The 24434-nt window shown below is 63.3% G+C and carries 27 protein-coding genes and 1 riboswitch; of the genes, 12 read left to right on the top strand and 15 right to left on the bottom strand.

The window, feature by feature from the left end; translation table 11 throughout:
- Nucleotides 1-12 precede the first annotated feature (12 nt).
- Nucleotides 13-489, bottom strand: coding sequence for an isoprenylcysteine carboxylmethyltransferase family protein (locus ABVK50_RS13225; protein WP_353641127.1), 477 nt, complete (start codon nt 487-489; stop codon nt 13-15).
- Nucleotides 486-1481: a DUF1624 domain-containing protein gene (locus ABVK50_RS13220; protein ID WP_353641128.1), complete on the bottom strand. Its 996-nt coding sequence runs from the start codon at nt 1479-1481 to the stop codon at nt 486-488. The genes ABVK50_RS13225 and ABVK50_RS13220 overlap by 4 nt, the downstream gene beginning before the upstream one ends.
- A gap of 76 nt (nt 1482-1557) precedes the next feature.
- Here ABVK50_RS13220 and ABVK50_RS13215 point away from each other — a divergent pair, with 76 nt between their 5' ends.
- The 6 genes from ABVK50_RS13215 (at nt 1558) to cobO (ending at nt 5453) form a co-directional block, all read left to right on the top strand.
- The gene (locus tag ABVK50_RS13215) at nt 1558-2388 is read left to right on the top strand and encodes an aldo/keto reductase (RefSeq protein ID WP_353641129.1); all 831 of its coding nucleotides are present in this window, start codon (nt 1558-1560) and stop codon (nt 2386-2388) included.
- Between the two features lies 1 nt (nt 2389).
- Nucleotides 2390-3079, top strand: a complete 690-nt coding sequence (locus ABVK50_RS13210) for a gamma-glutamylcyclotransferase (RefSeq protein ID WP_353641130.1) — start codon at nt 2390-2392, stop codon at nt 3077-3079.
- A gap of 67 nt (nt 3080-3146) precedes the next feature.
- A riboswitch (cobalamin riboswitch) is annotated at nt 3147-3345 on the top strand.
- A 35-nt stretch (nt 3346-3380) separates the two neighbouring features.
- The gene (locus ABVK50_RS13205; RefSeq protein WP_353641131.1) at nt 3381-3560 is read left to right on the top strand and encodes a CbtB domain-containing protein; all 180 of its coding nucleotides are present in this window, start codon (nt 3381-3383) and stop codon (nt 3558-3560) included.
- Between the two features lie 12 nt (nt 3561-3572).
- Nucleotides 3573-4331 (top strand): CbtA family protein, encoded by a 759-nt coding sequence (locus ABVK50_RS13200; RefSeq protein ID WP_353641132.1) that lies wholly within the window; start codon nt 3573-3575, stop codon nt 4329-4331.
- On the top strand, nt 4324-4839 hold the full coding sequence (gene cobU / locus ABVK50_RS13195) for a bifunctional adenosylcobinamide kinase/adenosylcobinamide-phosphate guanylyltransferase (RefSeq protein ID WP_353641133.1): 516 nt from the start codon (nt 4324-4326) through the stop codon (nt 4837-4839). The genes ABVK50_RS13200 and cobU overlap by 8 nt, the downstream gene beginning before the upstream one ends.
- On the top strand, nt 4839-5453 hold the full coding sequence (cobO, locus tag ABVK50_RS13190) for a cob(I)yrinic acid a,c-diamide adenosyltransferase (protein WP_353641134.1): 615 nt from the start codon (nt 4839-4841) through the stop codon (nt 5451-5453). Before cobU ends, cobO begins: the two co-directional genes overlap by 1 nt.
- Nucleotides 5454-5525: 72 nt before the next feature.
- On the opposite strand, the gene ABVK50_RS13185 is transcribed toward cobO, so the two are convergent.
- Genes ABVK50_RS13185 through ABVK50_RS13175 form a run of 3 tightly spaced genes read right to left on the bottom strand, consistent with a single transcriptional unit; the run spans nt 5526 to nt 9203 of the window.
- Entirely contained in the window at nt 5526-6578 is a 1053-nt protein-coding gene (locus ABVK50_RS13185) for a substrate-binding domain-containing protein (RefSeq protein WP_353641135.1), read from the bottom strand.
- A 32-nt stretch (nt 6579-6610) separates the two neighbouring features.
- On the bottom strand, nt 6611-7606 hold the full coding sequence (locus ABVK50_RS13180; protein ID WP_353641136.1) for an ABC transporter permease: 996 nt from the start codon (nt 7604-7606) through the stop codon (nt 6611-6613).
- A 52-nt stretch (nt 7607-7658) separates the two neighbouring features.
- The gene (locus ABVK50_RS13175; RefSeq protein WP_353641137.1) at nt 7659-9203 is read right to left on the bottom strand and encodes a sugar ABC transporter ATP-binding protein; all 1545 of its coding nucleotides are present in this window, start codon (nt 9201-9203) and stop codon (nt 7659-7661) included.
- Between the two features lie 142 nt (nt 9204-9345).
- Between ABVK50_RS13175 and mtnK the strand changes: the two genes are divergently transcribed.
- Together mtnK and mtnA are read left to right on the top strand one after the other, a co-directional pair.
- Complete coding sequence (gene mtnK, locus ABVK50_RS13170; RefSeq protein WP_353641138.1) at nt 9346-10611, top strand: S-methyl-5-thioribose kinase; 1266 nt, start codon at nt 9346-9348, stop codon at nt 10609-10611.
- Entirely contained in the window at nt 10608-11705 is a 1098-nt protein-coding gene (gene mtnA, locus ABVK50_RS13165) for an S-methyl-5-thioribose-1-phosphate isomerase (protein WP_353641139.1), read from the top strand. The genes mtnK and mtnA overlap by 4 nt, the downstream gene beginning before the upstream one ends.
- 15 nt (nt 11706-11720) lie before the next feature.
- Here the strand turns inward: mtnA and ABVK50_RS13160 are convergent, their stop codons facing one another.
- From ABVK50_RS13160 to uxaC, 8 genes are all read right to left on the bottom strand, one after another.
- Nucleotides 11721-12053 (bottom strand): cupin domain-containing protein, encoded by a 333-nt coding sequence (locus ABVK50_RS13160; RefSeq protein WP_353641140.1) that lies wholly within the window; start codon nt 12051-12053, stop codon nt 11721-11723.
- A gap of 119 nt (nt 12054-12172) precedes the next feature.
- Nucleotides 12173-12937, bottom strand: a complete 765-nt coding sequence (gene kduD, locus ABVK50_RS13155; RefSeq protein WP_353641141.1) for a 2-dehydro-3-deoxy-D-gluconate 5-dehydrogenase KduD — start codon at nt 12935-12937, stop codon at nt 12173-12175.
- Nucleotides 12934-13785, bottom strand: coding sequence for a 5-dehydro-4-deoxy-D-glucuronate isomerase (gene kduI, locus ABVK50_RS13150; RefSeq protein WP_353641142.1), 852 nt, complete (start codon nt 13783-13785; stop codon nt 12934-12936). Before kduI ends, kduD begins: the two co-directional genes overlap by 4 nt.
- A gap of 26 nt (nt 13786-13811) precedes the next feature.
- Nucleotides 13812-14588 (bottom strand): FadR/GntR family transcriptional regulator, encoded by a 777-nt coding sequence (locus tag ABVK50_RS13145; protein ID WP_353641143.1) that lies wholly within the window; start codon nt 14586-14588, stop codon nt 13812-13814.
- Nucleotides 14589-14597: 9 nt separating this feature from the next.
- Nucleotides 14598-15878 carry a TRAP transporter large permease gene (locus ABVK50_RS13140; RefSeq protein ID WP_353641144.1) on the bottom strand — a complete coding sequence of 427 codons (1281 nt, stop codon included), beginning with the start codon at nt 15876-15878 and terminating at the stop codon, nt 14598-14600.
- A gap of 4 nt (nt 15879-15882) precedes the next feature.
- The gene (locus ABVK50_RS13135; RefSeq protein ID WP_353641145.1) at nt 15883-16473 is read right to left on the bottom strand and encodes a TRAP transporter small permease; all 591 of its coding nucleotides are present in this window, start codon (nt 16471-16473) and stop codon (nt 15883-15885) included.
- A 76-nt stretch (nt 16474-16549) separates the two neighbouring features.
- A complete protein-coding gene (locus tag ABVK50_RS13130; RefSeq protein WP_353641146.1) occupies nt 16550-17527 on the bottom strand; it encodes a TRAP transporter substrate-binding protein in 978 nt (325 codons plus the stop codon).
- Between the two features lie 31 nt (nt 17528-17558).
- Complete coding sequence (gene uxaC, locus ABVK50_RS13125; protein WP_353641147.1) at nt 17559-18968, bottom strand: glucuronate isomerase; 1410 nt, start codon at nt 18966-18968, stop codon at nt 17559-17561.
- Between the two features lie 188 nt (nt 18969-19156).
- Between uxaC and ABVK50_RS13120 the strand changes: the two genes are divergently transcribed.
- Genes ABVK50_RS13120 through ABVK50_RS13110 form a run of 3 tightly spaced genes read left to right on the top strand, consistent with a single transcriptional unit; the run spans nt 19157 to nt 22848 of the window.
- Nucleotides 19157-20632, top strand: coding sequence for a mannitol dehydrogenase family protein (locus ABVK50_RS13120; protein WP_353641148.1), 1476 nt, complete (start codon nt 19157-19159; stop codon nt 20630-20632).
- On the top strand, nt 20629-21807 hold the full coding sequence (gene uxuA, locus ABVK50_RS13115) for a mannonate dehydratase (RefSeq protein WP_353641149.1): 1179 nt from the start codon (nt 20629-20631) through the stop codon (nt 21805-21807). Before ABVK50_RS13120 ends, uxuA begins: the two co-directional genes overlap by 4 nt.
- Nucleotides 21808-21822: 15 nt before the next feature.
- Nucleotides 21823-22848, top strand: coding sequence for a Gfo/Idh/MocA family oxidoreductase (locus ABVK50_RS13110; RefSeq protein WP_353641150.1), 1026 nt, complete (start codon nt 21823-21825; stop codon nt 22846-22848).
- A 3-nt stretch (nt 22849-22851) separates the two neighbouring features.
- On the opposite strand, the gene ABVK50_RS13105 is transcribed toward ABVK50_RS13110, so the two are convergent.
- Nucleotides 22852-23118 carry a hypothetical protein gene (locus tag ABVK50_RS13105; protein ID WP_353641151.1) on the bottom strand — a complete coding sequence of 89 codons (267 nt, stop codon included), beginning with the start codon at nt 23116-23118 and terminating at the stop codon, nt 22852-22854.
- A gap of 132 nt (nt 23119-23250) precedes the next feature.
- Nucleotides 23251-23685, bottom strand: coding sequence for a CAP domain-containing protein (locus ABVK50_RS13100; RefSeq protein ID WP_353641152.1), 435 nt, complete (start codon nt 23683-23685; stop codon nt 23251-23253).
- A gap of 158 nt (nt 23686-23843) precedes the next feature.
- On the opposite strand from ABVK50_RS13100, the gene ABVK50_RS13095 reads away from it, so the two are divergent.
- Entirely contained in the window at nt 23844-24371 is a 528-nt protein-coding gene (locus tag ABVK50_RS13095) for an EF-hand domain-containing protein (protein ID WP_353641153.1), read from the top strand.
- The last annotated feature ends 63 nt before the right edge of the window (nt 24372-24434 follow it).

The raw sequence follows: 24434 nt of genomic DNA, 5'->3' as shown, positions 1-24434 counted from the left end.
GACGGACTGCCCTCAGATCCAGCGCCTGACCCGCTTGGCGTAATCTCGGTATTTCTTGCCGAACCGCGCTTCCAGATGCTTCTCCTCGCGCTCGATGGCGAGTTTCTGGGTCAGGAAGGCGGCGGCGACGGCAAGCGGCAGGAACCAGGCGATGCCGGTTATCAGCCCGACGCCGATCATCAAGAGCGTGTTGCCGAGATAGATCGGATTGCGGGTGAAGGAAAACGCGCCGGTCGTCACCAGATGCTCGGAAGCCTTGTTCGGCATGATGGTTGTCTTGGCGCGGGCCATGGTGCGCATCGCCGAAAAGTCGAGGGCGACCATCGCCGCGACGAGGAGCCAGCCGGCGGCGAACAGTATGTCGGAGAGGGGCGCCGAAATCCACGGCAGCGGAAAGAGCAGGCCGAGCGCTATGCTGATCGCAATGGCCGCGAGATAGATGATCGGCGGCCACGGCAGCCGGTTCGGGCTGTTCTGGATATCGGTCATGGCGCGCCTCCCTCGAGAATGGAATTGTCGGTCTCAATGGTGCACTGGCCGGCGAACGTTTCGATTTGCGAGCGCAATTCGGCGCTCTGGTCGCCCGCAAAGAGCCTCTTCAGCAAACCGTCCGGTTCGAGTGCGTCCAACATGCACACACAATAGCGCGTGCAGAACTCCGCGTCGCGGCTCTCCTCGCATGTCGCCTCGCAGGAAGCGCGGAACTGCACCTCCGGCGTTTCGATCGGCGCCGGAAAGCCTAGCGCAAACAGCCAAAGGCCGGCGATCAGCACCGGCTGGTGGATCAGATAGACGGCGAGGCTGTGCCGGCCGGCAAAGGCGAGCGGCCGCGACCACCGCCCCGTATCGATGCCGGCCAACCAAGCGAAAAAGCCATGCGACGCGGCCAGTTTTGCCGAAGCCAGCCCGATCAACACCGCCCCGAACCATGGAAATATCGGCACATAGTCGTTGGAGCGCGGGTTCGCCGGCGACAGGCCGGTCCACCACCACGCCGGGTGGGCGAAGAATTCCGAGCGCAGAAAGTTTGGCGCGGCGATTATCGCTGCGGCGGCGATAAGCGTCAGCCACCAGGGCAGGCGCAGGAAGGCGAGGCCGAGCAGGCTCGCCAGCGCGATCTGGTGCAATATGCCAAAAAAAATGAAGCCGCCGGGCACAGCCAGCCAGGTGACCAGCGAGATGGCAGCCGCGGCGCCCGCTACCATGGCGAGCCGCCGCCAGAAGCCAGGCCAGCGCATGCCGCGACCATGGGCGAGGAACAGGCTGACCCCGACCAGGAACAGGAAGCTCGACGCGATGCAGCGCGCAAACAGCTTCCAGCCGCCCGCAGCCGTTATGCCGGTCTGGGCATAGCCGAAGAACTCCAGATCCCAGGCGAAATGGTAGATCGCCATGGCGGCGAGTGCAGTGCCACGCGCGACGTCGAGGGCTTCTATGCGCCCGACCGGCTTCTCATCGAGTCTGGATTGTTCAGGATACATGCGGCGCGTGTTATTGGAGCGGAGTCGCGCAACCGTTATCACGGATGTGCGATCGGCAAGAACCGGAGAATTCCCCATGCACAATGTGTACGCCAATGGAGCGGCAATTCCTGCTCTCGGCCTCGGCACCTGGACCCTGAAAGGCGACCACTGCGCAGAGATGGTGGCGGAGGCGTTGTCCATCGGCTACCGCCATATCGACACCGCAGCCGCTTACGACAATGAAGCCGCCGTCGGATCGGGGTTGCGGGCGTCCGGCATTGACCGGGACGATATCTTCGTCACCACCAAGATCTGGTGGACCGATCTCGCGCCGACAGATCTCATGCGCTCGGCTGAAGCGAGCTTGAAACGGCTTGGTTTGAACCAGGTGGACTTACTCCTGATCCACTGGCCGAACCCGAAAATCCCGCTCGAAGGTTCGATCAAGGCGCTGAACGACGCGAAACGCTCCGGGCTTACCAAGCATATCGGCGTCTCCAATTTCACTACCAAGCTGCTGTCTCAAGCGATCGCGCTGTCGGATGCGCCGCTCGTCGCCAACCAGGTCGAATATCATCCCTATCTCGACCAGACGAAGGTGCTGCGCGCCTGCCGCGAGGCCGGGATGGCGATGGTGTCCTATTGCCCGCTATCCCGGGGCGGCTCGCTGTTTACGGAAAGGGCCGTGACCGACGCGGCGGCGTGGCATTCCAAAACTCCAGGCCAGGTTGTCCTGCGCTGGCATGTTCAGCAGGAAAGCGTTGTCGCCATCCCGCGCACCAACAGGTTGGCGCGCCTGGCGGAAAACTTCGCGATCTTCAATTTCGTGCTGTCGGATGCCGAAATGGCGGCAATCTCGACGCTGTCAAAGGCCAACATCCGGATCTGCGACTACGATTTCTCGCCGCAATGGGACGCTGCGTAATATGCCGCCGAGAAGAATGTCGCTGACGCCCGAGCTGGTGGCGCGCTGCCACCGGACGGTCGAGGATTCCGGACCCGAACCGGGCCTGGCCTATCTCGACGACGAGGACTACGAAGCGATGCTGGATGCAACGCTTGCCGAACTTCCCGAGGGCGCACCGGCCTGGCTGTTTGCTTACGGCTCGCTGATCTGGAGGCCCGAACTGGAGCATGTCGAGGAGCGGCTGGCGCTTGCACGCGGCTGGCACCGCGCTTTCTGCATAAAGATGACGCGCTGGCGCGGCACGCTCGAGCGGCCGGGGCTGATGATGGGCCTAGACCGCGGCGGCCAATGCCGCGGCGTCGCCTACAGGCTGCCTGGCGGAAATTTACGCGAATGCTTCGCAAAACTGTTCCGGCGCGAAATGACCGCCAAGCCCTCGACCTACACGCCACGCTGGATGAAGCTGGAGACGGCCGAAGGGCCGATCACGGCGCTCGGCTTCGTCGTCAACCGCGGCGGCCGCACCTATGCCGGCAAGCTCGACGAGGAGGCTGTGGCGATGGCGCTGGCCGGCGCCTGCGGCCATCTCGGCTCAGGGCCGGACTATCTCTACAACACCGTCAGCCATCTCGAGGAACGCGGCATCCACGACCGCCATTTGTGGCGGCTGCAGCAATTGGTCGCCGAACTGATTGAAGAGGGTCGCTAGCGCGATTGCGACGTAATTCGCCTCGAAGCGCCGGGAATATGGTTTGCGGCATTTTCCGATTGTGCTTATCATCCGCCGTGTCGACGGTTCTGCGAGGAATCAATAGGGAATGCGGTACGGGCGATCGATTTGCCCAAAGCCGCGGCTGCCCCCGCAACTGTAAGCGGCTAGCTCTCCCCAGAGGCCACTGAAGAATTTTCTTCGGGAAGGCGGGGAAGGGCGGTGATCCGCAAGCCAGGAGACCTGCCGGCGACACAGACACTCTAAAGGCCCTCGGGTGGAGGGCGAAAAGGACATTAAGATGAATACTGCAGCTTCCTCTCTCGGTGTTTCGACTTCCGCTGCGTCGCGCGCCGTCCAACTCGGCTTTGCCGCCTTGCTCGGTGTTTTCATCGTCGGTTTCGCGGGCTTTTCGCAGATGGACGCGGTCCACAACGCCGCCCACGACTATCGCCATTCGATGGCGTTTCCCTGCCACTGAGAGGCTGCTGACATGAACGTTTTTCGCAACGTCGTGTTCGTCGCGGCGCTCGCCGGGTTATTGGCGGGTATCGTGATGACCGCGATGCAAACCTATGCCACCGTTCCGTTGATCCTGAAGGCAGAGACCTTCGAAAACGCCGGCGGCGGTCACGACCACGCCGCACCTGCCGACGCGGCTGCTGCAACGCCTCATTCGCATGACGCAGCCACGCCCGCCCACCACCATGACGAAGACGCGTGGGGACCGGCCGACGGTTTCGAGCGGCTCGCCTATACGGCTCTCGCCAACATCGTCACTGCCATCGGTTTTGCGCTGGTCCTGGTCGCGGTTTCGGAAATCTTCGGCGGCATTGCCAATTGGCGCCAGGGCATCTTCTGGGGTTTCGCGGGCTTTGCTGTGTTCACGCTGGCGCCGGGCCTTGGCCTACCACCGGAATTGCCTGCCATGCCCGCCGCCGATCTCGGCGACCGCCAGATCTGGTGGACTGCGACCGTGATTGCGACGGCCGTTGGCCTCGGCCTGATCGCGTTTCGCAGCGGGATGGTCTGGTCGCTTGTCGGCGTCGCGCTGATCGTCGCGCCGCACATCGTTGGCGCGCCGCAGCCGGTGAGCCATGATTCACCGATCCCTGCCGATCTCCACCATCAGTTCGTGGTCGCCGCCACGGTGACCAGCCTGATTTTCTGGGTGGTGCTTGGCGGGGTCTCCGGAGCGGTCCGCTCCAGGGTCGCACGGCCGGCTGACGGCCTGCGCGACAGTTTTGCGTGACGGCAAATCACTGACCTTTCTTCTCGGCGGTGCGCGCTCCGGCAAGAGCGCGCATGCCGAGAGGCTGGTCACGGCCGCGCCCGCGCCGTGGACCTACATCGCAACCGCGCAGGCATTCGACGACGAAATGGCCGAGCGCATCGCACTCCATCGAGGGCGGCGTGAAGATGGCTGGCAGACGATCGATGCGCCGCTCGATCTTTGTGGAGCAATTACCGGCGTGCCGGACACCCGCCCGCTGCTGATCGATTGCCTGACGCTCTGGCTGTCGAACCATCTGCTTGCCGACCATGACGTCGAGGCGGAGTCCGAGAAACTGGCACAAATCCTCGCGAAACCGCGCGGAAACTGGGTCGTCGTCGCCAACGAAGTTGGCCTAGGCATCGTGCCCGACAACGCCTTGGCGCGAAAATTCCGCGATGCCGCCGGGCGGCTCAACCAGAAGATCGCAGCGAAAGCCGATCGCGTGCTGTTCATGGTCGCGGGGCTGCCGCTGCAGGTGAAATGATGAAGACGATCGACGAACAAACCGCCGAGAAGCACAAGGCCAAAATGGCCAAACGTAAGGCCGTGCAGGATGCCGAGGTTGCCGGCAAAACTGTCGAAAAGGGCCTGCTGATCGTCAACACCGGTCCCGGCAAGGGCAAGACCACGGCGGCTTTCGGGCTGGCGCTGCGCATGATTGGCTACGGCCGCCGGATAGGCGTCGTGCAGTTCGTAAAGGGCGCGTGGCATACCGGCGAGAAGGACGCGTTTGCGGCCTTCGGCGACCGTGTCGTCTGGCACACGATGGGCGAGGGGTTCACCTGGGAGACCCAGGACATCAAGCGCGATGTCGCGGCTGCCGAAGCTGCATGGGCAAAGGCCGCCGAGCTTTTGGCCGATCCGTCAATCAGCCTGGTCATTCTCGACGAACTGAACATCGCGCTGCGCTACGACTATCTCGACGTCGACTTGGTGGTCTCAGCGCTGAAAAACCGCCGCGAGGGGCTGCATGTCGTCGTCACCGGCCGCAACGCCAAGCCGGCGCTGGTCGAAGCCGCCGATCTCGTCACGGAGATGGGCGCGGTGAAGCATCATTTTTCGGCCGGTGTGAAGGCGCAGCAGGGCATCGAGTTCTAGGGCGACGGTATCTCGGAACAAAAAGGGCGGCTCTCAGGGGCTGCCCTTCCGCATTTCTTGTGGCCGAGAGACTTACTTCGCCGGCAGTGGCATCCAGGCAGGCACCGCGACATCGGCATGCGCGAATTGCGGCAGTTTGGCCGAAAGCTCTTCCATGTTCTTGATATCGTTCTCGTTCAGCTGCGCCTGCGTGATCAGCGTCGGCGGCACGATGACCTGTCTGCCTGGGTCTTCTCCGGCCAGCATCATGGCGAGCGCGCGCACCGAGACCTGGCCGACGACGGCCGGATTGGTGGCGGCGGTGGCGGCCCAGGCGCTGCCCGGCTCGCGCATAGCGGCGATGTCCGAGGTCGAGATGTCAGCCGAGTAGATCTTGATGTCGGAGGAGAGGCCGGCCTCGTCGACCGCGATTTTCACGCCCTTGGCGAACTCGTCATAGGGCGCGAACATCACCTTGATGTCGGGATTCGCCGACAGCACCGAGCGTGCCTGATTGGCGACCGAATTGGCGATCGGATTATCCAGCGTGCCGAACATCGCTGCTTCGTTGATGCCGGGGTATTTCGCCTTGAACTCTTTCCAGGTCTCGTCGCGGCGGTCGAGCGGCGCAATGCCCGCAACATAGACATAACCGGCTTTCCAGCTTTCGCCATTGTCCTTGATCGCCTGCTCGAGCGCGAGACGGGCGAGATCCCGGTCGGACTGCTCGATCTGAGGGATCTTGTCGTTCTCGACATTGACGTCGAAGGCGACGACCTTGATGCCCGCGTCGACAGCACGTTGCGCGGCTTCCTTCATGGATTCGGTCAAGCCGTGCTGGATGATGATGCCGTCGACGCCAAGCGCGATCGCCTGGTCGACCATGTCGGCCTGGAGGGCGGCGTCCTGCCGGCTATCGAGCACGCGCAGGTCGACGCCGAGCGCCTTTGCCTGTGCCTCGACGCCGGACAGATAGGCCTGGAAAAAGTCGCCGGTCGAGAGATAGCGCACCAGCGCGATCTTGACCTCCCCGGGATTGTCAAACGGCGCCGGCTTGTCCTGCGCAAGCGCCGGCGCCTGCATCAGCATGGTCGCGCCGGCCAGGCCCAGCGCCATCTTGCCCAGAATTCTGCGTGTAATGTTCATTCCCGTTTCCTCCACTGATTGAATGACGTCTTTTAGGCCTTGCCCCTGTGGGATAAAGCGAAGGTGAAGACGAGGGCGACGACAAGGACGGCGCCCTTGACGAAGTCCTGCGTGTAATAGGGCGCGTTCATCATGGTCAGCCCCTGCAAGAGAACGCCGACGAAGAGCGCGCCGATCGCGGTGCCGAAGGCATTCGGCTTGGCCGCGCCGAGCACTGCGAAGCCGATGAGCGCCGCAGCGACGGAATCCAGAAGCAGATTGTTACCCGAGGCGATGTCGCCACGTCCAAGCCTGGCAGCAAGGAGAATGCCGCCGATAGAGGCGAAAACGCCCGAAATGACATAGGCCCAGATCTTGTATGCCTTGACAGGCGCACCGGCCAATTCCGCCGCCCGCGGGTTGCTGCCGACCGCATACATCATGCGGCCGAAGCGCGTGTATTCGAGGAAGAACCAGATCAGCAGGGCCAGCACCAGAAGGACCACGACCGACGCCGGCAGCAGATTGTCGATGAAGAAATCGAAGCGGTGGCGGCCGAGCGCCAGGAAATTGGCGCTGAACTTGCCGGTCGCTGTAGAGCCGTCCGGCATGGTCATGCCGGTGGCGATGGAGCGGCCTTCGGTCGGAATGCGCTGCAAGCCGACCAGCAGGAACATCATGCCGAGCGTGGCCAGGAGATCGGGCACGCGCATATAGACGATCAGGAAGCCGTTGATCAGGCCGACCGCGACGCCGATCAGCAGGCAGGCGGCGACCGCTACGACCGCGTTCTGTTCCAGCACCACCATCACATAGGCGGCAGCCATCATGGCGCTGGTCGCCACCGAGCCAATCGACAGGTCGAAGCCGCCGACGACGAGGGTGGCGGTGACGCCGAGCGCCAATATGCCGGTGATCGCCACGGACTGGAAAATGAACACGGCAGCCTGCGGAGATGCGAAGCCGTCGGTCGCCAGGGAGAAGAAGATGACCAGCCCGAAAAGCAGGACCAGAAAACCATAGCGTATGGCGAGGTCGCGCAGGGTCATTCGGTCTCTCGGAGCTGCCCGTCCGCCGTCATGCAATGCAATTTCATGCCCTTTATCGCTCAATTCGATTCCACCTCATCAACATCATGCCGCCGCCGCGGAGCGGCTGGCCCGCCACCTCGGCGAGCAGCCGATCCATGTCGATATCGGCATTGCGATGCTCGCCGACGATGGTGTGCTCCGACATCACCAATATGCGGTCCGCCGTCTCCAGCGCCTCGTCGAGTTCGGTCACGAAGATAAGCGTCGCTCGTCCATCCGAGCTTGTCCGGAGCTTCGCCGCGATGTCGCGCCTGGCCGAAATATCGACGCCCTGGAAGGGCTCGTCGAGGATGAAGAGGCTGGCCGGCTGCGACATCCAGCGCGCCACCATTACCTTCTGCTGGTTGCCGCCCGAAAGCGTGCCCATCTCGTCCCGTTCTGTCCGGCAGACGATGCCGAGTTCGCCGATCTGTCGCCGCGCCGTGGCGCGCTCGACGTTGCGCTTGAGCACGCCGAAACCTGAAAGCCGCTTCAGGAACGGCAGGCTGATGTTCTCGTAGATGTTGAAATCCTGGACGATACCGTTGTCGCTGCGGTCCTTGGCGACCAGAAAGACGCCGGCGGAGATCGCTTCGCCCGGCGTAGCCGGCGCATAGGGCCTGCCGTTCAGCACCATCGTACCAGAGAGCGGTGTGCGCGCGCCAAACAGCGTCTCGGCCAAGGCCGTCTTGCCGACGCCGACAAGACCGGTGACGGCCACGACTTCGCCGGCGCCGAGCGTCAGCGAGATCGGCCGCGCGCCCTCGGCAATGCGCAGGCTGTCGACTGCGAGAATCGTCTTTGCGGCTTCGTTGACCACGATCCGATCGAGATGGATCCTGCGGCCGAGCATGGCGTTGACCGCGCCTTCATAGTCGAGCGGCTTGTCCTCGAAGACGCCGCTGATCCGTCCGTCGCGCATCGAGACGATCCGATCGGCAAGCCTGCGGATGTCGGACATGCGATGCGAGATATAGAGGATCGCGACGCCATGCGCTCGCAGCCGGTCGATGACGGCGAAGAGCCGTGTCGCTTCGGCGCTCGATAGCGAGGAGGTCGGCTCGTCGAGGATCAGCACTTTAGGCTCGTGCGCCATGGCGCGCGCTATCGCCACCATCTGGCGATCAGCGAGCGAGAGGTCGTTGATGCGAGCCTTCAGGTCGACGGCAAGCCCCAGCCGGTCCGCCACGATCTTCGCCTCGCGGCGGACGCGGCGCGGATTGAAGAAGGTCGGCGCGCCGGTTCCGCTCAGCCGGTCGAGCGTGAGATTGGTAGCGACATCCAGGTCGGCGACGACGCCGTCATTGATGTTCTGGTGCACGGTCACCACGCCGGCGCGCATCGCCTCGGCGGGTGTGGCGGGGGCGAAATGCTTGCCGCCCAGCTTCATTGCGCCGCCGTCGCGGGCATAGACGCCGCTGATGATCTTGACGAGGGTGGACTTGCCGGCGCCGTTGGCGCCCATCAGCACCGTCACTTCGCCCGCGTGCAGGTCGAGAGAGACGCCGCCAAGCACCTCAATCCGGCCAAAGGATTTTCTCAGCCCCTCCACGCGGAACACGGCATTTTCGACCATGCCTTCCTCCCTGAAGGTAACGCTATGAACAATGTCGGCAATTGTCAACACGATTGACAATTGCCAGAGCGGTTCCTAGTTTGGACCAGTCGCCATTGCTCCATTATGATGGAAAACGCGGGTTGGGAGGCCGGGAGTGACGATGAGCGGACCCTTTGAAGCATTGTCGGTTGAAACGCTGGCCGCCAGGCTGGGCGACACTGAGGCACTCACGTCGCGGATCGGCAACAACATTTCGGCCTGGAAGGTGCGTGAGGTCGGCGACGGCAATCTGAACCTGGTCTTCATCGTCGAGGGAGAGAAGGGTGCGGCTGTCGTGAAGCAGGCGCTGCCTTATGTGCGGCTGGTGGGCGACAGCTGGCCGCTGCCCTTGAAGCGCTCCTTCTTCGAATATCACGCCCTGACGCGCCAGCAGGCGAGGGCGCCCGGATCGGTCCCGGAGATCTATTATTTCGACGAGAGCCAGGCGCTCATCGTCATGGAATATCTGTCGCCGCACATCATCTTGCGCAAGGCGCTGATCGAAGGCCGGCAATTGCCCAACATCGCCACCGACATCGGCCTGTTCATGGCGCGCACGCTGTTTCGCGGCTCCGACCTCTCCATGCCGACAAAGGAGCGCAAGGCCGACCTGGCGCTCTTCGCCGACAATGTCGAGCTCTGCGACATCACCGAAAACCTCGTGTTCTCGGATCCGTATTTCGACGCGAAGATGAACCGCCACACCTCGCCGCAGCTCGACGCGCTGGTGGCCGAATTGCGCGCGGACCGCGATTTGAAGGTCGAGGCGCAGCGGATGAAGCATCTGTTCGCGGCCAGTGCCGAGACGTTGCTTCATGGCGATTTGCATTCCGGCTCGATCATGGTGACCGAGGCCGAGACACGGATGATCGACCCGGAATTCGCCTTCTACGGGCCGATGGCCTTCGATGTCGGAATGCTGCTCGCCAATTTCTGGATGGCCTTCTTCTCCCAGCGCGGCCATGAGCACGAGGGCGACCGCGCTACCACCCGCGTCTATCTCATCGATGTGATCGTCGAGACGTGGTCTGTGTTCCGCAAGGAGTTCTCGCATCTCTGGCGCACCGAGCGGACCGGCATTCTGTATCAGAAAAGCCTGTTCGAGGATCAGGGCGATACGCTCGCGGCCGAACAGGCGCTCGACCAGATGCTTCATTCCATCTGGACGGACATGCTGGGCTTCGCCGGCATCGAAATCCACCGGCGGATTCTGGGCCTGGCGCACAATGCCGATTTCGAGACCATTGCTGATCAGGATCTGCGCGCTACCTGCGAAGCCAAGGCGCTGAAGTTCGGTCGCCAGCTTGTGGTCAACCGGCGGCAGATCCACAGCATCGACGAGGTCAATGCGCTTGCCGTGCTGATCGAGAAAGGAACTGCCTCGTGAAAGTCGCGGATCGCCATTACCGCACCATCTGGCCGGCCGAGGACGGCCGAGCTGTCGAGATCATCGACCAGCGCTGGCTGCCGCATGATTTTCGCATCGAGAGGATTGATAGCGTGGCCGGCATCGCCACCGCGATCCGCGACATGTGGGTGCGCGGCGCGCCGCTGATCGGGGTGACGGCGGCCTACGGCGTGGCAATCCAGATGGCCGACGATCCGTCCGACGAGGCGCTCGACGCCGTCTGGGAAACGCTGCACGAGACGCGGCCGACGGCCATCAACCTTCGCTGGGCGCTGGACGAGATGCGCCGGGTTCTGCGGCCGCTGCCGCTCGGCGAACGCGCCGAGGCAGCCTTTCGCCGCGCCGGTGAGATCGCCGATGAGGATGTCGGGCTGAACCGCAATATCGGCGTCAACGGGCTGGCGATCATCAAGGAGATTGCGGCCGGAAAGAAGCCGGGCGAGCCGGTCAACATACTGACGCACTGCAATGCCGGCTGGCTGGCCACCGTCGACTACGGCACTGCCACTGCGCCGATCTATCTGGCGGCAGAGGAGGGGATTCCCGTTCACGTCTATGTCGACGAGACGCGCCCGCGCAATCAGGGCGCCCAGTTGACCGCCTGGGAAATGGCCGGCCACGGCGTGCCGCACACGCTGATCGTCGACAATGCCGGCGGGCACCTGATGCAGCGCGGCGAGATCGACATGGTGATCGTCGGCACCGACCGCACCACCGCCAATGGCGATGTCTGCAACAAGATCGGCACTTATCTCAAAGCGCTCGCGGCGCACGACAATGGCGTGCCGTTCTATGTCGGGCTGCCGTCGCCGACCATCGACTGGACCGTCGGTGACGGGCTTAAGGAAATTCCGATCGAGCAACGCTCGGGCGACGAGGTGTCCTTCGTCTGGGGCAAGACGGCGGCAGGGGAAATCGCGCAGGTACGTGTCTCGCCGGAAGCCACGGGCGCTGCGAACCCGGCCTTTGATGTGACCCCGGCACGGCTGGTGACCGGGCTGATCACCGAGCGCGGCGTGGCCAAGGCTTCGCGCGAGGGGCTGAAGGCGCTATTTCCGGACCGGGGTAACTGACCGGTATAGTCAGAACTAGAGGAAGTCGGCCCTGTGCGGCGTGAACGTGTCGACCAGCCGGCCGGCTTCGAGCGCCTTGACGCCGTGGACGAGATTTGACGGAACGATGAAGCTGCTTCCTGCTTCCAGCGTCTCCGTCCGCCCGTCTATGGTGACCTCGAAGCGGCCTTCGGCGATGTAGCTCGACTGCACATGTGGGTGGGAATGCAATGCGCCGACGCCGCCTTTCTCGAAGGCGAATTCCACGACCATCAACTCGTCGGTGTAGAGCACGACGCGGCGGCGGTTGCCGTCGGGCGTCGGTGTCCAGTTTCCCTCGCCGGGATGCGAAAAAATTTTTGTGTCCATCAATCTGCTCCTACGTCGATCGGCCGGGTGCGGGGGGACAGTTTACTTTCTTTCCGCAGAAACGCAGGAGCGGTTGAAATCTCGCGAGAGCGGAAAACGTAAACTGTCCCCGGGCTTCTCTATCGCGCCAGCCAGCCGCCATCCACCGGGACGACGGCGCCGTGCATGTAATTGGACGCCGGCGCTAGCAGGAACACAGCGGCGTCGCCGATATCTGCCGGTATGCCCCAGCGGCCGGCCGGAATCCGCCCCAGGATCGCTGTGCTGCGGTCCGGATCGGCGCGCAGGGCGGCGGTATTGTTGGTCTCGATATATCCCGGCGCGATGGCGTTGACGTTGACGCCCTTTTGCGCCCACTCGCAGGCAAGCAGCCGCGTGATGCCGAGCGCGCCGTGCTTCGAGGCGGTGTAGGACGCGACCCGGATACCGCCCTGGAAGGACAGCACCGAGGCGACGTTGACGATGCGGCCCCGGCGCTGCGCGGCCATCACGCGGCGACCGAACGCCTGGCAGAGGAAGAACAGCGACTTCAGATTGACGTCCATTACGTCGTCCCAGTCGGCTTCGGTAAAGTCGACCGCGTCGTTTCGCCGGATGATGCCGGCATTGTTGACCAGGCCATCGATGGGGCCATGCGTCTCCCATGCCGTGTCGAGCATCGCCTGCGCAGCGGCATGGTCGCCGAGGTCGCAGCCGATCTCCACGAACTTCGCGCCGGCCGCGGAGACCAGCCGTGCGGTCTCCTCCATCGACGAGCGGCCGATGCCGATCACTTCACCGCCGGCCTTGGCGATCGACACGGCTATGCCCTGGCCGATGCCGGTATTCGCGCCGGTGACGATGATGCGCTTGCCGGCGAGGCTGAATGCCGACAGGTCGCTCACCGCAGATCTCCGATCGCGACGGGGTCGACATCGGTATAGTCGACATTGTCGCCGGCCATCGCCCAGATGAAGGCATAGTTGGAAGTGCCGGCACCGGAATGGATCGACCAGCCCGGCGACAGGATCGCCTCCTCGTTCTTGATGACGAGGTGGCGCGTCTCGTCCGGCTCGCCCATGAAATGGAAGACCCGCGCCGCTTCCGGCAGATCGAAATAGAGATAGGCTTCGGAGCGCCGGTCATGAACGTGGCACGGCATGGTGTTCCACACCGAGCCGGGCGCAAGCTGCGTCATGCCAACGACGAGCTGGCAGGTCTTTGCGCCTTCGGGATGGATGAACTGGAAGATCGAGCGCTCATTCGAGGTCGCTTGGCTGCCGAGGTCGAGCCGCTTGGCGTCGCCGATCTTTATGTGCGTCGTCGGATGAGACTGATGGGCTGGCGCGCTGAGTAGATAGAATTTTGCAGGAACCGAAGCGTCGGCGGAGGCAAACGATACGATTTCCACGCCCATGCCGACATAGATCATGTCGCGCGGTCCGACGGCGTAGGATTGCCCGTCGGCTTCGACTGTGCCTGCGCCGCCGACATTGACGGCGATGAGTTCGCGCCGGTCGAGAAAGTTCTTCGTGCCGGTCGGCTTGATCGCCTCAAGCGCCAGCGGCTGATCCACAGGCATCGCGCCGCCCACGATCATCCGGTCGTAATGCGTGTAGGTGAGGTTGATACGACCTCCCTGGAACAGGCCTTCGATATGGAAATTGTGCCTGAGCTCGTCCGTTCCCATGGCCGCGGCAGCGGCAGGATCGATGGGGAAGCGGGAGGCATAGTCGATATTGTTTTGGGTCATGAAACTGCTTTCTGGGAGGAAGATGCTCAGGAGGATCGGGACTTGCCGATGCCCTGCATGTATTCGGCCTGTTGGCCGATGAGGCGCGAGCGGTAGCGCTGCTGGCTGGCAGACAGATGCGCGCGCATTCCGTCGCGGGCGGCCTGCGGGTCGCCGGCCGAAATTGCGTTGAGAATCACCAGATGCTCGCGCTGCAGACCAACCTGGTAATCATGGGTGAGCACACTTTCGGTACCCCAGGGCGAGGCGACGTCGCACGGTATAGTGCGGCTGCCGAGCGCATCGAGCACCTCGACGTAGAACGGATTGTTGGTGGCCGCCGCGATGGCGCGGTGGAAGGCGAAATCGATCTTGCCGGTAGCCTGCCGCGCCTCCAGCAGCCGCTCGAACTCGAAAAACGCTTCCTGGATGCGCGCCTCTTGCGCGCTGTTGCGGCGCAGCGCCGCGAGGCCGGCGCTTTCGATTTCAATGCCCATGCGCACTTCTAGAACGTTCAGCGCATGCGAGATCTTGTTGCCCAGTTCCTGGCTCATCGAGGCGAAGGCCTGCGCGGGATGATCCATGACGAACACGCCGGCGCCCTGCCGGGCCTCGACCAGACCGTCGGCGGCGAGTGTCGCGATCGCCTCGCGGATCACAGTGCGGCTGACGCCGAAGGTTTCGGTCAGTTGGCTTTCAGTCGGCAGCTTCTGCCCGGGCGCGAATTCCCCGGACAGGATTTTTGCGCGGATCGCCGAAACCACGCTTTCGGAAAGCTTTGGCCTGCGCTCTATCCGCAAATCGACGACTGCGTCAGACGGCATCTTGCCCTCCTATTTGAACACGCTCGGCAGCCACAGCGAAATCGCCGGGATGTACGTGACGAGCCCGAGCACAACGAGGCCGGCGCCATAGAACGGCCAGATCGAGCGCATGGCCTGCCAGACGCTTATCTTGCCGACGGCACAGGCCACGAACTGCACCGCGCCGACCGGCGGCGTGTTCAGCCCGATGCCGAGATTCAGGACCATGATGACGCCGAAATGCACGGGATCGATGCCGTAGGCCTGAGCAACCGGCAGGAAGATCGGCGTAACGATGATGATGGTAGGCCCCATATCCATGAAGGAACCGAGCAGCAGCATGAGCAGATTGAGCAGGAGCAGGATGACCAGCGGGTTTTCCGAGACCGCGTTCATCGATGCGACCAGCGCCGCCGGCACGCGCAGGAACGCCATCAACCATGAGAAGGCGGCGGCGGTGCCGATGATCAAAAGAACCATCGCCGTGGTGCGCACGGCTCCCATGGTGGCGTGGACGAAGTCGGCCCAGCTCATCTGCCGGTAGACGAACACCGTTATCAGCAGTGCATACAAGACGGCGACGCAGGAACTCTCAGTCGCCGTGAAAATGCCGGATCGCACGCCGCCGAAAATAATGCCGATCAGGAGCAGGCCAGGAACGGCGATGGCGGCGAGATGCACCACTGCGGAGAAGCCGGGGAAGGGCTCGGTCGGATAACCGCGCTTTCGGGCGACGATATAGGCGGTGGCCATCAGCGCACCTGCCAGCAAGAGACCGGGAATGATCCCCGCCGTGAACAGGTCGGCGATTGAGATCTTGCCGCCCGCCGAGATGGAATAGATGATCATGTTGTGCGAGGGCGGCAAAAGCAGCGCGATCAGCGCCGCCATCGAAGTCACGTTGACGGCGTAATCGACGCCGTAGCCGCGTTGCTTCATCTGCGGGATCATCAGCCCCCCGACAGCCGCCGCTTCTGCAACCGCGGAGCCCGAAATGCCGCCGAACAGCGTCGCCGTGACGATATTGACCTGGCCCAGTCCGCCGCGGATATGGCCGACCAGCGACGCCGCGAAGGCGACGATGCGGCTGGCTATGCCGCCGCGCACCATCAGGTCGCCGGCATAGATGAAGAAGGGAATGGCAAGCAGCGAGAACACGCTCATGCCCGAGTTCAGCCGTTGAAAGACCACCAGCGGCGGCAATCCCATGTAAAGGACCGTCGCGAAGCTGGCGACGCCGAGACAGAAGGCGATCGGCGTGCCGATCAGCATCAGCAGCGCGAAGCTCCCGAAAAGGATCCAGAGTTCCATGTCGTCAGGCTTTCAAATTGGGGTCGGCGTGGGCGGCGGCATTGTCGATTTCGACTGCGACTTCGGCCGAAACCGCTTCGTCGAGCGTATCGTCGACCGGTTCGCCAGCGATGCGCCGTACGATCCGCTCCAGGGCGAACAGCACCACGAGAACGCCGCCCGCCACGACTGGAAGGTAATCGAAAGCGCCCGAGACACCGAGCGAGGGAAGCGTGGTGTTCCAGGTCAGAGCGGCCAGCTGGCCACCGTACCAGACCATGCCGGCTCCGAACGCCAGGATCACCACGTCTGAAATCATGCGCAGCACGCGCTTGCCGGCTTTGGGCAGCACATAGAGCAGCACGTCGAAGCCGAGGTGGTTGTTCTCGCGCACGCCAACGGCCGCGCCGAGAAAGATGAACCAGCTCATCAGCATCACCGAACCGGGCTCGGTCCAGCTAGGAGAATTATTGAGCACGTAACGGCAGAACACCTGCCAGGCGACGAAAGCCGTCATCGCGACCAAGCCTGCCCCGGCCAGTAGGAGCGCCGCGGTGTTGAGCTTGGAGAAAGCCCTGACAATGGGTGAGGGATGAGCCCGTGCTTCGGATGACATGCGTCGTCTCTCGTCGTGGACCAGTCTCCCGCCCGGCTGCAGGTGCTGCCGGACGGGAGAGCTGGCGTCCGTTGTGCTACTGAACCGCCTTCACGTCCTCGACCATCTTCTTCAAGACGTCATCGGTGACGTGCTTCTCGTAGACCGGCGCCATAGCGTCGATGAAGCCCTGCTTCTCCGGCGTGGTGATCTGCGCGCCGGCGGCTTCGACGACCTTGCGCGACTCGGCCACCTTTGCCGCCCACAGTTCACGCTGTCTGCCGACGCTGTCCTTGGCCGCCTGCCTGAAAATCTCCTGGTCCTCGGGCGTCAGCTTGTCGAAGGCAGCCTTGTTCATCACGAACACCTCCGGCAGGATGGTGTGTTCATCGAGCGAGTAGTGCTTGGCCACCTCGAAATGCTTGGCGGTATCGTAGCTCGGAAAATTGTTCTCGGCGCCGTCGATGACGCCTGTCTCGATCGCCGAATAGACTTCGCCATAGGGCATCGGCGTAGCATTGGCGCCGAGCGCTGCGACCATGTCGACGAAGATGTCGGACTGGATGACGCGGAACTTCAGGCCCTTCATGTCCTCGACCGAATTGATTGGCTTCGTCCTGTTGTAGAAGGACCGTGCGCCCGCATCATAATAAGCCAGAACCACCAGGCCGGCGGGCTCGAACGCCGCCTTGATCTGGTCGCCGATGGCGCCATCCATCACCTTGTGCATGTGATCTTCCGAGCGGAAGATGTAGGGCAACGCCGGCACGATGGTTTCCTTGACCGTCCCGTTGAACGGAGCCATGGAGATGCGGTTGAGCTCGATAACGCCGGAGCGCACCTGCTCGATCGTGTCCTTCTCCTCGCCGAGCTGGGCCGAGTGGTACACCTCGACCTCGTAGCGGCCGTTGGTGCGTTCCTTCACCAGTTCGCCGAAATATTGAACGCCTTCGACAGTCGGGTAACCGTCCGGGTGGGTATCGGACGATTTCAGCACCGTCTGGGCGTTTGCCGCCCCGATCATCAGTGCTGCGGCTGCGACCGACGCGGCCGCGAATTTCGTAAAATGCAACATGGTTCTTTCCTCCCGTTGGATGCTGCTTCGGCTAGAGCCTGTAGGCGCGCTTCGCGAGCCCGTAGGCCAGTTCCTGCGCAAGCTCGTGCGCCTCGCTTTCGGCCATGCGGTGCTCGGCCACGAGACGCGCGAGAAATGCGCAATCGACCCGGCGCGCAATGTCATGGCGCGCCGGTATGGATGGGAATGCCCTGGTGTCGTCGTTGAAACCGACGGTGTTGTAGAAGCCCGCGGTCTCGGTGGTCATCTCGCGGAAGCGGCGCATGCCCTCGGGGCTGTCGTGGAACCACCAGGCGGGTCCGAGCTTCAGTGCCGGATAGACGCCGGCCAGCGGCGCCAATTCGCGCGCATAACTCGTCTCGTCAAGCGTGAAGACGATGACGGTGAGGCCGAACTCCGTTCCGACGCAGTCGAGCAGCGGCTTCAGCGCGCCGACATAGTCGGTCCGGGTTGGTATGTCGAAACCCTTGTCGCGCCCGAATTTTTCGTAGATGGACGGCGAGTGGTTGCGCCAGGAACCGGGATGAATTTGCAGCACCAGGCCATCATCCAGGCTCATCTTGGCCATTTCAGTCAGCATCTGCGCACGGAAGAGCCGGTGCTCGCGCTCGTCGGAAGAGCCTCGGCGGATGCGGTTGAAGAGCTCCTCGGCCGCGGCGTCCGACAGGTTGGCGGTCTCGGCGGTGGGATGGCCATGGTCGGACGAGGTCGCGCCGAAACTCTTGAAATAGGCGCGTCGCGCGCGATGGGCGTCGAGATAGCCGCGCCAATTGCCCGTCTCGCAGCCGGTGATCTCGCCGAACTGGTCGAGATTGGCGGCAAAGCCTTCGAAATCGGGATCGACGACCGAGTCCGGCCGGTAGGCAGTGACTACGCGGCCGGCCCAGCCGCTTTCGCGGATCATCCGGTGCCAGCGCAGATCGTCCAGCGCGCCTTCGGTGGTGGCGATTGCCTCTATGTTGAAACGCTCGAACAGCGCGCGCGGGCGAAACTCGTCGCGGGCCAGCAGTTCGGCGATGCGGTCGTAATGAGCGTCGGCGGTCCTGGCGCTCAGCGGCTCGGCGATGCCGAACACATCCGAAAGCACGTAGTCGAACCAGAGCCTGGTAGGAGTGCCGCGGAAGAGGAAGAAATTTTCGGCGAAACGCCGCCAGATCTTTCGGCCGTCGGTTTCGACCAGGCTGCCGTCCGAAATCGGTACGCCGAGATCTTCCAGCCTAACGCCTTGGCTGAACAACATGCGGAAGACATAGTGATCGGGAATGATCAGCAGTTGCGCCGGGTCGGGGAAATTCTCGTTCAGCGCATACCAGCGCGGATCGGTATGACCGTGCGGGCTGATGATCGGCAGGTTTTTCACGCCGGAATAGAGTTGCCGGGCAATGGCGCGAGAACGCTCTTCGGCCGGAAACAGCAGGTCCTGATCGATCAAAACGCTCATATTTTCGGGGAGCCCTCCCTGGCTATCCGAGTTCTGGTATGGACGAAGCGGCGTCATGTCAACATACAAAAAATGTTTTGTTGTATGATGACTTTGCCGGCGCGCTTGTGTAATCCCGGAGCCGATTTTCTAAACTAGGGAGGGGCAGATCATGGCAGCGTATCGGCCGTTTGTGGAGGTGAGGCCGCATGGGTGAGCGCCTTTCGAACGCGACGCTGAAGGGCCTGCCCGCGACCGTCCAGAAGCCCGCCTACGACCGGGCCGCAGTAGCGCCCGGAATCGTGCATCTGGGCGTCGGCGCCTTTCATCGAGCTCATCAGGCCGTATATGTCGATGACTGTCTCGGCTCCGGTGAAACCGGCTGGGGTATTATCGGCGCCTCATTGCGCAGCGCCGATACGCGTGACGCGCTCGAGCCGCAGGATGAGCTCTACACGCTTGCAGTACGCAGCGGCGAGGCGGAAAGCCTGCGCGTCGTCGGCTCGATCCTGTCGCTGCTCGTCGCGCCGGAAAATCCGGCTGCTCTGCTCGACGTCATGGCCGATCCGCGAACCCGCATCATCACACTGACGGTCACCGAAAAGGCCTATCTGCGCAACGCCGCGGGCGACCTCGACGCCGCCCATCCTGATGTTGTCGCCGATCTCGCCAATCCCGGCGCGCCCAGAACGGTCCACGGCTTCCTGCTCGAGGCGCTGGTCCGCCGCCGCGCAGCGGGAGCCGCGCCTTTCACCGTGCTCTGCTGCGACAATCTTCCCGCCAACGGCGCGACGCTGCGCCGGCTTCTCATTCAGTTTGCAGAACTGCGCGGCGCCGGGCTGGCACGCTTCGTTCGGGACGAGGTCGCGTTTCCGTCGAGCATGGTCGACCGCATCGTGCCGGCGACCACCGACGCCGACCGCGACCGCGTGGCGGTGGAACTCGGTGCGGCGGATGCGTGGCCGGTGATGACCGAGCCGTTCTGCCAATGGGTGGTCGAGGACGATTTCCCAGCCGGCCGTCCGGCCTGGGAAAAGTTCGGCGTCACCATGGTGTGCGACGTGACGCCGTTCGAGGATATGAAGCTCAGGCTTCTCAACGGCTCGCATTCGGCTATCGCCTATCTCGGCCTCCTGAGCGGCCACGAGACGGTAGCCGCTGCTTTTGCCGATCCGGCCATTCGGAAATTTGTCGACGGGTTGTGGGCGGAGGCGATACCGACGCTGCCCGAAGGTGGCGGGCTCGACCCGCAGGCGTACACCGGGGAGCTTTCGGTCCGCTTCGCCAACACCGCGCTCGCCCACCGCACCGCCCAGATCGCCAATGACGGCAGCCAGAAGCTGCCGCAACGCATCGTAGCCTCTGCCCTGGAACGCGCCGCGGCCGGCGCTCCTGCCGATCATTTGATGCTCGCAGTCGCGGCTTGGATCGCGGCCGCCGAGGCAAGGGGAGATGCGCTGCCCGCCGGCCACTTCACCGACCCGCTGGACAATGGTCTGAGCGCCATCTTTTCGCGCAAGCTGTCGGCGCGCGAGTCCGTGGACGCCGTGTTCGATCTCGTAGGCTTCGCCAAGGGTTTGACCCATCGCGGACAACTGGCGGAAATCACGGCGGCGCATCTCGAAACCTTGCGCAGCAAGGGACCCGCGGCCGCGATGGCCTCACTCGATGGAGTTCGATCTTGAGACAGACCTGGCGCTGGTTCGGCCCCGACGATCCCGTAAAGCTCTCCCATATCCGCCAGGCCGGCGCGGTCGGCGTGGTCAGCGCGCTGCATCATCTGAACGACGGCCGCGCATGGCCGCAGGACGAGGTGTTCAAGCGCAAGGCTGAGATCGAGGCCGGCGGACTGACCTTCGACGTGGTTGAAAGCATCGTCGTCCACGAGGACATCAAGACCCGTACCGGCCGCTATCGCGAACTGATCGACAACTACAAGGCCTCGATCCGTGCCGTCGCCGCCGCCGGCATCCAGACAGTCTGCTACAATTTCATGGCGATCACCGACTGGACGCGCACGGATCTCGATTATCCGATGCTGCATGGCGGCACGGCGCTGCGCTTCGACATGGTTGAATTCTGCGCCTACGACGTGCTTGTTCTCAAGCGCCCCGGAGCGGAGGCCGAGCATCCGGCCGAGCGCATCGAGGCTGCCCGTGCGCGACTGGCAAAGATGAGCGAAAGCGATCTCGCGCGGCTGGAAAAGAACCTGATCGGATGGGTGCCGGCGCGCGAATTCATCTACGATCGCGACTCCTTCCGCCGCGCGCTTGCCGTTTACGGCGAGCTTTCGCGCGAAAACTTTCGCGACAATCTCATCTCATTCCTGCGTGAGATCGTGCCGGTCGCTGAGGAAGCCGGCGTCAGGATGGCGATTCATCCCGACGATCCGCCGTTCCCGATCTTCGGCCTGCCGCGGGTTGTGTCGAGCGCCGAGGATGCTCGGGCGATCCTTGCCGGCTGCCCGTCGCCCTCGAACGGGCTGACGCTCTGCACCGGTTCCTACGGCGCGGGGCGGCACAACGACCTGGTCGCCATGGCCAAGGAGTTCGCGCCGAACATCCATTTTGCCCATCTGCGCAACGTCAAGCACGAGCTCGGCGGCTCCTTCCATGAGGCCGAACATCTCGACGGCGACACCGACATGATCGCAGTGGTCCAGGCGCTGATGGCGGAGGAACGCCGCCGCAAGGCCGAAGGCCGCCCCGACTGGCAGATGCCGATGCGCCCCGACCATGGCCATCTGATCGTCGACGACATCGGCAAGACGGTGAACCCCGGCTATTCCTGCATCGGCCGGCTGAAGGGGCTTGCCGAACTGCGCGGCGTTATGCGTACCATCGAGGCGCTCGGGGTCTAGCAGAAGGAATAGCGGATGGCGAAAATGCGTATAGCCGTCATCGGGCTCGGCATGGCCTCCGCGCCGCATGCCAAGAGCCTGGCCGATCTCGCCGGACGGGTAGAGGTCGTCCATGCCCACAGCCCGACCGAAGCGCGCCGCGCCGCCTTTGCCGAACAGTTCGGCTTTCCGGTTTCCGGCGATCTCGACGCTATCCTTGGCGACCAGTCCGTCGGCGCGGTGATGCTGCTCACGCCCCCCAACACGCATCTCGACCTGGTGCGGCGCGCGGCCGATGCCGGCAAGCACATACTGCTCGAAAAGCCGCTCGAGATCGGCATCGACCGAGCCGAGGAACTGGTCGCCGCCGCCGAAGGGGCAGGGGTTGTGCTAGGGGTCGTCCTGCAGCACCGCTTCAAGTCGGCGAGCACCGCACTGGCAAAGCTCCTCGCCGAAGGCCGTCTCGGCGACATCGTCGGCGCATCGGCGCGGACCTATAATTGGCGGCCGCAGAGCTATTACGATCAGCCCGGCCGCGGCACCAGGGCGCGCGACGGCGGCGGCGTGCTGCTTACGCAGGCAATTCACACGCTCGACCTTCTGATCTCGCTTGCCGGCCTGCCGGAAGAGGTCTGCGCTTACGCAACGACCAGCGCGGTTCATCGCATGGAGACGGAGGACATCGTCGCCGGCGGCCTGCGCTACGCCAACGGCGCGATCGGCACGGTCAGCGCCACTACCTGCGCGTATCCGGGTTTTCCGGACCAGATCGACATTATCGGCACGAAGGGCATGGCGGTGATCGAGGGAGCGGCGTTGAAGGCGGCGTTCCACGACGGCACTGCTTTGGCTGTCGGCGTGGAAGCGGGTCCGGGCGGCGCGGGCGCCGATCCGATGGCGTTTTCGCACGAGGATCACCGCGCGGTGCTGACGGATTTCCTCGATGCCGCTGAAAGCGGACGCGAGCCTAAGGTCAGCGGCCGCGAAGCGCTGAAGGTCCACCGGCTTATCGAGGCACTGCTGCGCTCGGCCGAGAGCGGCAGGGCGGAGACGGTGTCTTAGCTCCTAAGCCGCCACATCGGCCCGCAGCGAGGGCATGCTGAGCGTATCGGCGCCCGGCTGCTCGTCAAACACGACGGTGCATCCCAACGCGATCGCAACCCTGCTTATTGCGTCCACCATTTCTTCGTCCGATGTGACGAAATCGCCCGAGATGACCCTCAGTTCCTCGATGGCTTTTGAAGTCGACAGTAGCGAGCCCGCTGATCTGCTATGAGTGCAGCCCTTCACGACCGATATCAGATCGGCCTCGTCGAAATGCCCGTTGTACACGGCTTTTCTCCGTTCATCGGCCCTTCGACGACTTCAACCCGCCGCCTTGAAAAGCGTTCCATGACCTGATGGATTTGGGCGGATGCTGAAGTGCCGACCTGCTCCACCATCGCACAGCGGCCACTCGTCCAATCAGCAGGCAAAGAAAGTCGCGTAACGCCCGACTACGGAAATTCCGGCGTGGCGCAGGTTGGGCCTCAGCATGTTCGTGTTGTGGGCTCCGGAACTCCGCCATCCCGAGAAAAGCTGCTGCGCGCTTCTGTATTTAACGCCGACATTTTCCGCGCATATTCCGCTCAGCCCGGCAGCCTTGGCCTGAGCCGATCTCTGCCGGTAGCCATCATGGCTGATGGCGTTCCGGGCTGCCTGGTACTGGCTGTGCTGCCTCGCCAGGGCAGTCAGCGTGGCATTGGAGGCCAGAGGGGAAAGGCCGCGGCTTGTCCTGTAGGAATTGATCAGCGTCAGGGCCTGTGGGCCGAAATCGACTGTCGTCGCTGGCTGCATTGCGCTTTGGCAACCAGAAACCAGGATGACGGATGCCGCGACTGTCCAAAGAATTCTTCTCATTTCGGTTTTCCCAGCCTGAAAAGCTCTCTTGTCCCAGATGCTGCCTTGGACGGAAAGGGGAATCGAAAACCCTTGCGTTCCGCGGAGGAGATCTAGGTCGACAGGAACTAAGAGCAACGCAGTGGGTTGGACAGACTGACCCAACACAGGAGGAGATAATGACATTGCTGAGCAGGTTTACTGCCGCTGCTGCGGCCATGACGTTCTTGATTGCCCCGGCGCTTGCCCAGACCGAGACGACGCCGGCGCCCACCATGCCGCCACAAAGCCCGGGCGCCCAACCCGGCATGAGCGGGCAGAGTTCCGATTCCATGCGAGAAATGATGCGCGATATGATGCGCGAAATGATGCAGGAAGAGCCGCGCGCATACGGCAGACGCGGAGATCGAGCAGAACGACGTGGTGGGGACCGTTGGCGCCACGGCGCCTGGCGAGACCGCCACGGCAGCGAATATCGGATGGATAGAGGTCCACGCGGCATGAGATCCGGGATGATGCATGGCGCAGGAATGCGAATGATGTTTGCTATCGTGGACGCTGACGGCGACGGTGCCCTGTCGCTCGCGGAGGTTCAGGATTTCCACGGCCGTATTTTCAATGCGGTCGATGAGAACGGCGACGGCAATGTGGAGATGGAGGAGATAGAATCCTTCTTCCACGGATCGGACGACAAGGACGACGAGTAATTTGCTCCTGCATGGCCTCGCCATGTGCTGCCAATCCGCTGATCAACGGAAGCACGGCCGAGC

Origin of the sequence: Mesorhizobium sp. WSM2240, from assembly GCF_040438645.1 — a bacterium.
Taxonomy (GTDB): Bacteria; Pseudomonadota; Alphaproteobacteria; order Rhizobiales; family Rhizobiaceae; genus Allomesorhizobium.
This window is presented reverse-complemented; position numbering and strand designations above follow the sequence as displayed.

What these genes read in the sequence shown, in the direction of transcription:
- ABVK50_RS13225 (WP_353641127.1), bottom strand. Translation starts at nt 489, where the DNA reads ATGACCGATATCCAGAACAGCCCGAACCGGCTGCCGTGGCCGCCGATC.
- ABVK50_RS13220 (WP_353641128.1), bottom strand. Translation starts at nt 1,481, where the DNA reads ATGTATCCTGAACAATCCAGACTCGATGAGAAGCCGGTCGGGCGCATA.
- ABVK50_RS13215 (WP_353641129.1), top strand. Translation starts at nt 1,558, where the DNA reads ATGCACAATGTGTACGCCAATGGAGCGGCAATTCCTGCTCTCGGCCTC.
- ABVK50_RS13210 (WP_353641130.1), top strand. Translation starts at nt 2,390, where the DNA reads ATGCCGCCGAGAAGAATGTCGCTGACGCCCGAGCTGGTGGCGCGCTGC.
- ABVK50_RS13205 (WP_353641131.1), top strand. Translation starts at nt 3,381, where the DNA reads ATGAATACTGCAGCTTCCTCTCTCGGTGTTTCGACTTCCGCTGCGTCG.
- ABVK50_RS13200 (WP_353641132.1), top strand. Translation starts at nt 3,573, where the DNA reads ATGAACGTTTTTCGCAACGTCGTGTTCGTCGCGGCGCTCGCCGGGTTA.
- cobO (WP_353641134.1), top strand. Translation starts at nt 4,839, where the DNA reads ATGAAGACGATCGACGAACAAACCGCCGAGAAGCACAAGGCCAAAATG.
- ABVK50_RS13185 (WP_353641135.1), bottom strand. Translation starts at nt 6,578, where the DNA reads ATGAACATTACACGCAGAATTCTGGGCAAGATGGCGCTGGGCCTGGCC.
- ABVK50_RS13180 (WP_353641136.1), bottom strand. Translation starts at nt 7,606, where the DNA reads ATGACCCTGCGCGACCTCGCCATACGCTATGGTTTTCTGGTCCTGCTT.
- ABVK50_RS13175 (WP_353641137.1), bottom strand. Translation starts at nt 9,203, where the DNA reads ATGGTCGAAAATGCCGTGTTCCGCGTGGAGGGGCTGAGAAAATCCTTT.
- mtnK (WP_353641138.1), top strand. Translation starts at nt 9,346, where the DNA reads ATGAGCGGACCCTTTGAAGCATTGTCGGTTGAAACGCTGGCCGCCAGG.
- ABVK50_RS13160 (WP_353641140.1), bottom strand. Translation starts at nt 12,053, where the DNA reads ATGGACACAAAAATTTTTTCGCATCCCGGCGAGGGAAACTGGACACCG.
- kduI (WP_353641142.1), bottom strand. Translation starts at nt 13,785, where the DNA reads ATGACCCAAAACAATATCGACTATGCCTCCCGCTTCCCCATCGATCCT.
- ABVK50_RS13145 (WP_353641143.1), bottom strand. Translation starts at nt 14,588, where the DNA reads ATGCCGTCTGACGCAGTCGTCGATTTGCGGATAGAGCGCAGGCCAAAG.
- ABVK50_RS13140 (WP_353641144.1), bottom strand. Translation starts at nt 15,878, where the DNA reads ATGGAACTCTGGATCCTTTTCGGGAGCTTCGCGCTGCTGATGCTGATC.
- ABVK50_RS13135 (WP_353641145.1), bottom strand. Translation starts at nt 16,473, where the DNA reads ATGTCATCCGAAGCACGGGCTCATCCCTCACCCATTGTCAGGGCTTTC.
- ABVK50_RS13130 (WP_353641146.1), bottom strand. Translation starts at nt 17,527, where the DNA reads ATGTTGCATTTTACGAAATTCGCGGCCGCGTCGGTCGCAGCCGCAGCA.
- uxaC (WP_353641147.1), bottom strand. Translation starts at nt 18,968, where the DNA reads ATGAGCGTTTTGATCGATCAGGACCTGCTGTTTCCGGCCGAAGAGCGT.
- ABVK50_RS13120 (WP_353641148.1), top strand. Translation starts at nt 19,157, where the DNA reads ATGGGTGAGCGCCTTTCGAACGCGACGCTGAAGGGCCTGCCCGCGACC.
- ABVK50_RS13110 (WP_353641150.1), top strand. Translation starts at nt 21,823, where the DNA reads ATGGCGAAAATGCGTATAGCCGTCATCGGGCTCGGCATGGCCTCCGCG.
- ABVK50_RS13100 (WP_353641152.1), bottom strand. Translation starts at nt 23,685, where the DNA reads ATGAGAAGAATTCTTTGGACAGTCGCGGCATCCGTCATCCTGGTTTCT.
- ABVK50_RS13095 (WP_353641153.1), top strand. Translation starts at nt 23,844, where the DNA reads ATGACATTGCTGAGCAGGTTTACTGCCGCTGCTGCGGCCATGACGTTC.